The sequence below is a fragment of the Thiohalorhabdus denitrificans genome (assembly GCF_001399755.1).
Classification (GTDB): domain Bacteria; phylum Pseudomonadota; class Gammaproteobacteria; order Thiohalorhabdales; family Thiohalorhabdaceae; genus Thiohalorhabdus; species Thiohalorhabdus denitrificans.
In genome coordinates this window covers 1-1,498 of record NZ_LJCP01000012.1, presented here as the reverse complement: position 1 = coordinate 1,498, position 1,498 = coordinate 1, and the positions used below count along the sequence as shown (strand labels likewise).

1 protein-coding gene is annotated in these 1,498 nt (G+C 73.8%); it reads left to right on the top strand.

From position 1 onward, the window contains the following. Positions 1 to 14: 14 nt before the first annotated feature. Positions 15 to 1,498, top strand: a 1,484-nt coding sequence (gene dsbD, locus AN478_RS11640) for a protein-disulfide reductase DsbD (RefSeq protein WP_231627414.1), incomplete at its 3' end; no start/stop codon positions are given.

Here is a 1,498-nt window from a genome sequence, read left to right as displayed (position 1 = left end):
CCGACGAGGTGGTGGTGGAGGCCCGCTACCAGGGCTGCGCCGACGCCGGGGTCTGCTACCCGCCGCAGACCAAGGAGCTCACGGTTTCCCTGGCCGACGCCCCGGCGGCCGCCGCGGGCGGGCCGGGGTCCGGCGGCGGGGACGGCGGCGCGGCTGGTGACGCTGGCGAGGGCGCCGGGGAAGGCGCCGCCGGCGGCTCCACCTCCGAGCAGGGCCAGTTCGCCGCCGCCCTGGAGTCCGGCGGCCTCGTGGCGCTGGGCCTGTTCTTCCTCGCCGGCCTCGGGCTCGCCTTCACCCCCTGCATCTTCCCCATGGTGCCCATCCTGTCCGGCATCATCGTCGGCTCCGGCGGCGGCGAGGGCGGCACCGGCATGACCAAGGCCCGCGCCTTCAGCCTGTCGCTGGCCTACGTGCTCGGCGTGGCCGTCACCTACGCCCTCCTCGGCGTCGTCGCCGGCGCCACCGGGGCCGCCATCCAGGCCGCCCTGCAGAACCCCTGGGTGATCGGCGCCTTCGCCGCCGTGTTCGTGGCCCTGGCCCTGTCCATGTTCGGCTTCTACGACCTGCAGCTGCCCAGCTCCCTGCAGAGCCGGCTGCAGCAGTCCCAGCAGCACATGAAGGGCGGCAGCCTCCCCGCCACCTGGGTCATGGGCGTGCTCTCCGCCCTCATCGTCGGCCCCTGCGTGGCCCCGCCCCTGGCCGGGGCGCTGCTCTACATCGGCCAGACCGGCGACATGGTCCTCGGCGGCACCTCCCTGTTCGCCATGTCGCTCGGCATGGGCGTGCCCCTGCTGGTGGTGGGCACCACCGCCGGCTCCGTGATGCCCAAGGCCGGCGCCTGGATGAACGCCGTCAAGTACGTGTTCGGCGTGCTGCTGCTCGGCGTGGCCATCTTCCTGCTCGAGCGCGTGGTGCCCTACGCCGTGACCCTGTTCCTGTGGGGCCTGCTGCTGGTGATCACCGCCGTCTACCTCGGCGCCTTCGACCGCCTCGCCCCCGAGGCCGGCGGCTGGCAGCGCCTGTGGAAGGGCCTCGGCGTGGTGCTGGTGGTGCTCGGTACCCTGCAGCTGGTGGGGTCGGTGACCGGCGGCGAGGACCCCCTCGATCCCCTCGACGGCCTCGTGGCCAGCACCGGGGGCGCCGGAGGCGGGGGCGGCGACGCCGAGCACCTGGACTTCCGGGAGGTGAGCGGCCCCGACGAGCTGCAGGCGGCCCTCGACGACGCCGCCGCGGCCGGCCGCCCGGTGATGCTCGACTTCTACGCCGACTGGTGCATCGAGTGCGTGCGCTACGAGCGCACCACCTTCGAGGATCCGCGGGTCCACCAGGCCCTGGCCGACCAGGACGCCCTGCTGCTGCAGGCCGACGTCACCGAGCAGAGCGGCGCCCACAAGGAGCTGCAGCGCCGCTTCAACATCATCGGCCCGCCCGCCATCATGTTCTTCGGCCCCGACGGCGAGGAGATCCAGTCCGCACGCATCGCCGGGTACAAGGACGC